The sequence below is a fragment of the Kitasatospora sp. NPDC096204 genome, from assembly GCF_044763205.1.
Taxonomy (GTDB): domain Bacteria; phylum Actinomycetota; class Actinomycetes; order Streptomycetales; family Streptomycetaceae; genus Kitasatospora.
Map to the genome: position 1 here is coordinate 394,510 of NZ_JBIWFT010000001.1, position 8,033 is coordinate 402,542.

At 71.7% G+C, this 8,033-nt stretch carries 8 protein-coding genes; 7 read left to right on the forward strand and 1 reads right to left on the reverse strand.

The features are described 5' to 3' along the window. Positions 1–55: 55 nt before the first annotated feature. Positions 56–748, reverse strand: a complete 693-nt coding sequence (locus ACIQ87_RS01340; RefSeq protein ID WP_402399751.1) for a substrate-binding domain-containing protein — start codon at positions 746–748, stop codon at positions 56–58. A gap of 75 nt (positions 749–823) precedes the next feature. Here ACIQ87_RS01340 and ACIQ87_RS01345 point away from each other — a divergent pair, with 75 nt between their 5' ends. From ACIQ87_RS01345 to ACIQ87_RS01375, 7 genes are all read left to right on the forward strand, one after another. Continuing rightward, positions 824–1,591: an IclR family transcriptional regulator gene (locus ACIQ87_RS01345; RefSeq protein ID WP_402399754.1), complete on the forward strand. Its 768-nt coding sequence runs from the start codon at positions 824–826 to the stop codon at positions 1,589–1,591. Between the two features lie 103 nt (positions 1,592–1,694). Beyond that, entirely contained in the window at positions 1,695–2,906 is a 1,212-nt protein-coding gene (locus ACIQ87_RS01350) for a 4-hydroxybenzoate 3-monooxygenase (RefSeq protein WP_402399757.1), read from the forward strand. Positions 2,907–2,933: 27 nt separating this feature from the next. After that, on the forward strand, positions 2,934–3,959 hold the full coding sequence (locus ACIQ87_RS01355; RefSeq protein WP_402399760.1) for an amidohydrolase family protein: 1,026 nt from the start codon (positions 2,934–2,936) through the stop codon (positions 3,957–3,959). Between the two features lie 19 nt (positions 3,960–3,978). Continuing rightward, on the forward strand, positions 3,979–4,668 hold the full coding sequence (ligK, locus tag ACIQ87_RS01360) for a 4-carboxy-4-hydroxy-2-oxoadipate aldolase/oxaloacetate decarboxylase (RefSeq protein WP_402399763.1): 690 nt from the start codon (positions 3,979–3,981) through the stop codon (positions 4,666–4,668). Between the two features lie 2 nt (positions 4,669–4,670). Beyond that, a complete protein-coding gene (locus ACIQ87_RS01365; protein ID WP_402399765.1) occupies positions 4,671–5,591 on the forward strand; it encodes an amidohydrolase family protein in 921 nt (306 codons plus the stop codon). A 27-nt stretch (positions 5,592–5,618) separates the two neighbouring features. Then, positions 5,619–6,926: a protocatechuate 4,5-dioxygenase subunit alpha gene (gene ligA / locus ACIQ87_RS01370; protein ID WP_402399768.1), complete on the forward strand. Its 1,308-nt coding sequence runs from the start codon at positions 5,619–5,621 to the stop codon at positions 6,924–6,926. Positions 6,927–6,930: 4 nt separating this feature from the next. Next, the gene (locus ACIQ87_RS01375; protein ID WP_402399771.1) at positions 6,931–7,905 is read left to right on the forward strand and encodes a Gfo/Idh/MocA family oxidoreductase; all 975 of its coding nucleotides are present in this window, start codon (positions 6,931–6,933) and stop codon (positions 7,903–7,905) included. Positions 7,906–8,033 lie beyond the last annotated feature (128 nt).

Consider the following 8,033-nt stretch of genomic DNA (forward strand, 5'->3'; position numbering starts at 1 on the left):
TGACGATCGTCCGCCGGGTCGGGCCCGCGTCTTCCGGGGCCTCGTGTCGGCCCTGCTACCCGATCGCCCGCATGCCCCTGGCGCGGGCGATCCCCGACGCCGTGTCGGACCCGAGGAGGTCGAGGACCTTGCGGGCCCGGTTCGGTCGGCCTGACGAAGCCAGGACACCCCCGCTGAAGACCGAGTTGATCGCGGTGTCGCCCGGCAGTGGGCCGACGACGACGACGCCCGGCAGGTCCGTCAGCTCGCTGCGCTGCTGGAAGGCCAGGTCGGCCCGGCCGGACGAGAGCAGGCTGCCGGCGGGCACCCCCGCCGGCGCCTGGACGAGCCGCTCCGAGAGCGTGCCGGTGAGCCCCAGCCGGTTGATCAGCTCGACGAGAGCCGTCCCGCTGGGACCGGTGGAGTACGCGACCCTCGTCGCGGACAGGAGCGCGGCTCGCAGGTCGGATTCCGAGTCGAGGGCCGGAACCGGCACCCCGTCCGGTACGGCGGCGACGACCTGGGAGACCCACAGCGGGCGCGCCGTTCCCCTCAGGACGTGCCCTTCCTCCTCCAGCGCGGCCAGTGCTCCTGCGGCGAGGACGAGCAGGTCGGCCTCCGCGCCCTCGCGCACCCGCCGCGCGACCTCGACCCCACCGGCGGACTCGAAGCGCACCGGAAGGGCGCAGGTGTGCCGGAGATGTTCGCAGAGGTCGGCCAGGACCGGCCGTGTCGCCATCGAGGACAGCCCGGAGATCTCTTGGTTCACATCGCCTCCTTGGGATCCGGCAGCCGGTACGACGCGTGCCAGGGAGGCGGCGCGCCGGTCTGCGAGACTGGCCGGATGATCACACCTCGGAGCACGGCGGCCGGAAAGGTTCTCGAGGTCCTCGCGGCCTTCGACCGTGAACACCCGTCGCAGACACTGTCGGAGATCGCCCAGCGTACGGGCTTGGCCCTGAGCACCGCGCACCGCGTGGTCACGGAGCTGGCGGGCTGGGGAGCGCTCGAACGCGCGGAGGACGGGTCGTGGCACGTCGGGCTGCGCCTGTGGGAGATCGCCTCGGGGTGTCCGCGGACCCAGATCCTGCGCGACGCGGCGCTGCCGTTCATGCAGGACCTCTACGAGGCGACCCATGAGAACGTCCAGCTCGCGGTGCGCGAGGGCACGGAGCTGGTCTTCGTGGAACGGATCGCGGGGCACGGGTCGGTCGAGGTGGTCACGATGGTCGGGTCCCGGTTCCCCATCGGCTCCACCGGGATGGGCCGGGTGCTGCTGGCGCACGCGCCCCGGGAGCTGCAGGAGGAGGTCCTCGGATCGCCGCTGCGGGCCTGGACCCCGCACACCGTCACCGACCCGAAGGCGTTGCGGACACAGCTGGACCGGATCCGCCGCGAGCAGGTCTTCGTCAGTGACCGGCAGCTCTCGGAGCGTTCGGTCGCGGTGGCCGCGCCGGTGCGGATCGGCCGGGCCGGCCCGGTGAGCGCCGCCCTGGGGATCGTCATCGCGGCGCGGGGTGCGAGCCGTGCCCGCGGGCTGCGCGAGTCGCTGCTGAGGGCTGTGCGGGGGATCTCCGACGAGCTCGGCAGGCGGGCCCGGACGACGGCCTGACCGACGGCGGCTTCCGCCTGGCGGAAACAGTGGCGACGCGGCGGGGAACCGGATGCCAGCGTTCGGGGTGTTCCCAACCCCACGCCACCACTCGGGAGATGCCATGGCCGATGCCATCGTCGACACCGTCGCCTCGGTCCCCGTCGCCGTCGTCGGCGCCGGCCCAGCCGGCCTGATGCTGGCCCATCTGCTCGGGCGTGCCGGGGTCGAGACGATCGTGCTCGACACCCGCACCCGGCACGAGATCGAGACGACGCACCGGGCCGGCATCCTCGAAGCCGGCGCGGCCCGGGACCTGGTCGAGACCGGCGTCTCCGAGCGGATCCTGCTCGACGGCCACGAACACGAGGGCGTCGAGCTCCGGTTCGGCGGCCGGCCGTACCGCGTCGACTTCAAGAAGCTGGTCGGCGCGTCGGTGTGGCTCTACCCGCAGACCGACGTGTTCATCGACCTGGCCGACGCCAGGGAACGGGACGGCGGCACGGTCCACTTCGGAGTCAGGGACACCGAGGTCCTCGACATCACGACCGACGACCCCCGGGTCCGCTGGACCGCGCCCGACGGGACCCGCCACGAAGTCCGGGCGCGGTACGTGGTCGGTGCCGACGGCTCGCGCAGCATGTGCCGCGACCTGGTGCCCGAGGACCGGCGGGTGCGCTACGGCAAGGAGTACCCCTTCGCGTGGTTCGGCATCATGGCCGAGGCGCCGATGAGCGCGCCCGAGCTGGTCTACGCCCACTCCGAGCACGGGTTCGCGCTGATCAGCCAGCGCACCGAGACCGTGCAGCGGATGTACTTCCAGTGCGCCCCCGACGAGTCCGTGGACGCCTGGCCGGACGACCGCATCTGGGAGACGCTCCAGGCCCGGGTGGCCGGTGAGGACGGCTTCCGGCTCAAGGAGGGGCCGATCATCGAGAAGACGGTGCTGCGGTTCCGCTCCTTCGTGCAGGAGCCGATGCGCTGGGGCTCGATGGCGCTGGCGGGCGACGCCGCGCACACCGTACCGCCGACCGGTGCCCGCGGGCTGAACCTGGCGCTGCACGACGTGAAGGTCCTCGCCGGCGTCCTGCTGCGGGCGCTCGGCGGCGAGGGCGCGACCGCGCTGGACGACTACCAGCCGCGCGCCCTCCAACGGGTCTGGCGGGCACAGAACTTCTCGTACTGGATGACCCGGCTGCTGCACACCACGCCCGGCGCCACGCCGTTCGACCTGCGGCGCCAGCTCGGCGAGCTCGACAACGCGGTGGGCACCCGGGCCGGCCGCACCTTCCTCGCCGAGCAGTACACCGGCTGGCCCACCGGCACCCAGGACTGACCCCGAACGCCCCCAGGGAGAGCACACATGATCATCGACTGCCACGGTCACTTCACCACCGCACCACCGCAGTTGGCGCAGTGGCGGGACCGGCAGGTGGCGGCGGCCGGATCCGCCGGTCACGCACCCGACCCCGACGACCTGGTCATCACCGACGACGACCTGCGCCAGGCGATCGAGGGCAACCAGCTGCGGCTCATGGACGAGCGCGGCAGCGACCTGACGATCTTCTCCCCGCGGGCCAGCTTCATGGCCCACCACATCGGCGACTTCGGGGTCTCCTCGGTGTGGGCGCGGATCTGCAACGACCTGGTCCACCGCGTCAGCACGCTCTACCCCGACCGGTTCGCGATGGGCGCGATGCTCCCGCAGTCGCCCGGCGTCGACCCCGCCACCTGCCTGCCCGAGCTGCGCCGCGCGGTCGGGGAGCTCGGTGCGGTGACGGTCAACCTCAACCCCGACCCCTCGGGCGGCCGGTGGACCGCACCGCCGCTGACCGACCGCAGCTGGTACCCGCTCTACGAGGCGATGGTCGAGTACGACATCCCGGCCATGATCCACGTCAGCACCTCGTGCAACCCGGCCTTCCACACCACCGGGGCCCACTACCTCAACGCCGACACCACGGCGTTCATGCAGCTGGTCCAGGGCGATCTGTTCGCCGACTTCCCGACGCTGCGGTTCGTGATCCCGCACGGCGGCGGCGCGGTGCCCTACCACTGGGGACGGTTCCGCGGCCTGGCGATGGCGCTCGGCAGGCCGGACCCCGAGACCCTGCTGGACAACGTCTTCTTCGACACCTGCGTCTACCACCAGCCCGGCGTCGACCTTCTGACCCGGGTGATCCCCAGCCGGTCGGTCCTCTTCGCCAGCGAGATGATCGGCGCGGTCCGCGACATCGACCCGCGCACCGGTCACCACTTCGACGACACGAAGCGGTACGTCGACGCGACGCCGAACCTCTCGGACGAGGAGCGGGCGGCCGTCTACGCCGGCAACGCCCTGCGCGTCTACCCCCGCCTCGCCGCCCGCCTCGCCGCCGCCGGCCGCTGAACCCAGGAGAAACCACCGCATGGAACACACCGAAATCGGCGTCGTCCACACGTCGGTCACCCGTGCCGACCCCGAGGCGGTCGCCGCACTGTCGGCGTTCGGCGTGGCGACGATCCACGAGGCCATGGGCCGGGTCGGACTGATGCGCCCCTACCTGCGCCCGGTCTACCCCAAGGCCCGGTTGTGCGGCACGGCGGTGACCGTCCTGCTGCAACCCGGGGACAACTGGATGCTGCACGTCGCCGCGGAGCAGATTCGCGAGGGCGACGTCGTCGTCGCCGCCTGCACGACCGAGAGCGAGGACGGGTTCTTCGGCGAACTGCTCGCCACGTCCTTCCGCTCACGGGGATGCCGGGGCCTGGTCATCGACGGCGGCGTGCGCGACGTGGCCGACCTGGAGGAGATGGACTTCCCGGTCTTCGCGCGGGCGATCAACGCCAAGGGCACGGTGAAGGCCACCCTCGGCTCGGTCAACGTTCCGGTGGTCTGCGCCAACGCGCTGGTCCGGCCCGGCGACGTCGTCGTCGCGGACGGCGACGGTGTCGTCGTGGTGCCTCGCGAGCGAGCCGCCGAGGTCGCCGAGGCCTCGGCCGCGCGCGAGGCGGGGGAGGCGGGCAAGCGCGCGAGGTTCCGCGCGGGCGAACTCGGCCTGGACATCTACGACATGCGTGGCCCGCTGGGTGCGCTCGGGCTGCGGTACGAGGACTGAGGATGACCACGACCTTCGAGAAGACCCCCGGCTGGCTGGACTGGTACGCCGGTCCGAGCCGTCCGGAGTTCCGGCTGCCGACGGGCGCCGTCGACGCGCACTGCCACGTGTTCGGGCCGGGCGCGGAGTTCCCGTTCGCCCCCGAGCGCAAGTACACCCCGTGCGACGCGTCGAAGGACCAGCTCTTCGAGTTGCGCGACCACCTGGGCTTCGCCCGCACCGTCGTGGTCCAGGCGACCTGCCACGGCGCCGACAACAGCGCCATGGTCGACGCCCTGCGAGCGTCGGGGGGACTGGCCCGCGGAGTGGCGACGGTGCGTCCCGGGATCGCGGACGCGCAGCTGCGGGAGCTGCACGAGGCCGGTGTGCGCGGGGTGCGGTTCAACTTCGTCAAGCGGCTCGTCGACGCGGCGCCGCAGCGGGACCTGTGGGACGTCGTCGAGCGGATCAGACCGTACGGCTGGCACGTCGTCGTCTACTTCGAGGCCGCCGACCTCGCCGACCTGCGCGAGTTCCTCCTCTCGATCCCGGTGCCGCTGGTCGTCGACCACATGGGCCGGCCCGATGTCGCCAAGGACCCGCACGGCCCGGAGTTCGAGGCGTTCCTGGACTTCATGCGGGCCCGGCCCGACATCTGGTGCAAGGTCACCTGCCCGGAGCGGCTGTCGGTGAGTGGCCCGCCGGCCCTCGACGGGGAGCGGACGGCCTACCGCGACGTCGTCCCGTTCGCCCGGCGCGTGGTCGAGGAGTTCCCCGACCGGGTGCTGTGGGGCACCGACTGGCCGCACCCGAACCTCACCGGCCACATGCCCGACGACGGCCTGCTCGTCGACTTCATCCCGCACATCGCGCCGACGCCGGAGTTGCGGCGCAGGCTCCTCGTCGACAACCCGATGCGCCTGTACTGGCCCGAACCGGACTGAACCGCCCCTCGAACGGAGGACCCACCCATGTCGCTGGACAAGAGCTACAAGCTGGTCCCGGGGACGACCATCTTCGACGCCGAGCAGTCCGCCAAGGGCTACCACCTCAACCAGTTCTGCATGTCATTGATGACGGCCGAGAACCGGCACAGCTACCTCGCCGACGAGCGCGCCTACCTGGACGCGTGGCCACTGCGGGAGGAACAGAAGCAGGCGCTGCTCGACCGCGACCTCAACGCCGCGATACGCGAGGGCGGCAACATCTACTTCCTCGCCAAGTGGGGTGCGACGCTGGGCCTGTCGTTCCAGCAGATGGCCGGCTCGATGACCGGCATGACCGAGCAGGACTACCGCGACATGATGGTCGCCGGCGGCCGCTCCGTCGCCGGCAACCGGATCGATCACGCCGTCCTCGAAGCGGCCCACGCCGACCGGACGCCGCCGGCCGAGCACGCCACGATCACCGGCGCCGTCTTCACCTCGCACGTGCCGGCGATCGGCGCGGCGATGGACCACCACAGGACCGACGAGCCCTACTGGCGGCCCGTTTTCGAGGGCTACGAGTACTCCAGGCGTTGGGAGCGGGAGAACCTCCCCGACGTGGTGTTCCTGGTCTACAACGACCACGCCACCGCCTTCGACCAGTCGGTGGTCCCGACCTTCGTGCTCGGCACCGGCGCGGTCTACCCGACCGCCGACGAGGGCTACGGGCCCCGGCCCGTCCCGGGCATCGAAGGCCACCCCGACCTCGCCGCGCACATCGCGCACTCGCTCATCAGGGACGACTTCGACCTCACCCTCGTCAACGAGATGAGCGTCGACCACGGCCTGACCGTCCCGCTGTCACTGATGTTCGGGGACGTCGAGGCCTGGCCGTGCAAGGTGATCCCGTTCCACGTCAACGTGGTGCAGTACCCCGTGCCCTCGGGCGCCAGGTGCTTCCGACTCGGCCAGGCGCTGCGCAGGGCCATCGAGTCCTACGACAGACCGCTGAACGTCCAGGTGTGGGGCACCGGTGGCATGAGCCACCAGCTGCAGGGGCCGCGCGCCGGCCTGATCAACCGGGAGTGGGACAACGCCTTCCTGGACCGGCTGATCTCGGACCCGGAGGGCCTGGCCCGGGTGCCACACCTGGAGTACGTCGAGGAGGCCGGCTCCGAGGGGATCGAGCTGGTCATGTGGCTGATCGCCCGCGGAGCGATGAGCGATGTCGACGGCTCGGGCCGTACAGAGGTCAAACACCGCTTCTACCACGTGCCGGCGTCCAACACCGCCGTCGGCCACCTGATCCTCGAGAACCACCCGGTGGGCGAGACGCCCGCCGCGAAGGAGTGACGACATGACCGACGAGCAGACCGTCCGGATCGCCCTGGTCGGCGGCGGGGCCTTCGGCGCCAAGCACGCGGCCGCGCTGCGCCGAATCAAGGGCGTCGAGGTGGCCGCTGTGGTCAGCAGCAGCCTGGAGAAGGCACGGCGGTTCGCCGAGGAGCAGGCCGTGGGCCGCGCCGTCGCCACGCTGGAGGAAGTGCTGGCGATGGACGACGTCGACGCGGTGATCCTCGCGACGCCCACCCAGATGCACGCCGGGCAGACCCTTGCCTGTCTGGAGGCGGGCAAGCACGTCCAGGTCGAGATCCCGCTGGCCGACTCGCTGGCCGACGCCGAGGCCTGCGACGCGGCGCAGCGACGCACCGGGCTGGTCGCCATGGTGGGACACACCCGGCGCTTCAACCCCAGCCACCAGTGGGTGCGGCAGCGGATCCAGGCCGGGGACTACCGGATCCAGCAGATGGACGTGCAGACCTACTTCTTCCGCCGCGAGAACCTCAACGCACTGGGCCAGGCACGTTCCTGGACGGACCACCTGCTGTGGCACCACGCCGCGCACACCGTCGACCTGTTCGCGTACCAGGCCGGGGCCCCGATCGTGCGGGCCAACGCGATCCAGGGACCGATCCACCCCGAACTCGGCATCGCGATGGACATGTCCATCCAGCTGCGCGCGGAGAACGGGGCCATCTGCACGTTGTCGCTGTCCTTCAACAACGACGGTCCGCTGGGCACCTTCTTCCGCTACATCGGCGACACCGGCACCTACCTCGCACGATACGACGACCTGTTCACCGGCAACGACGTGCCGATCGACGTGAGCGGGGTCGACGTCTCGATGGACGGCATCGAGCTGCAGGACCGCGAGTTCGTCGCCGCCATCCGCGAGGGCCGCGAGCCGAACGCGTCCATCGCCCAGGTGCTGAACTGCTACAAGACGCTGGCTGCCCTCGAGGAGCAGCTCGCCGCCGCCCCGGGCGCGTGAGCGCGGCGCCGTAGGCGGCGCCTGTCGCCGCCGCCGGCCCGGGGCGGGGGGGCCCCCGGACCGCGGGTGCCCCCCCCCCGGCCCCCGGCCCGGAGCGCGCCGGACCAAACCCCGGGCCCCAGCGGGGC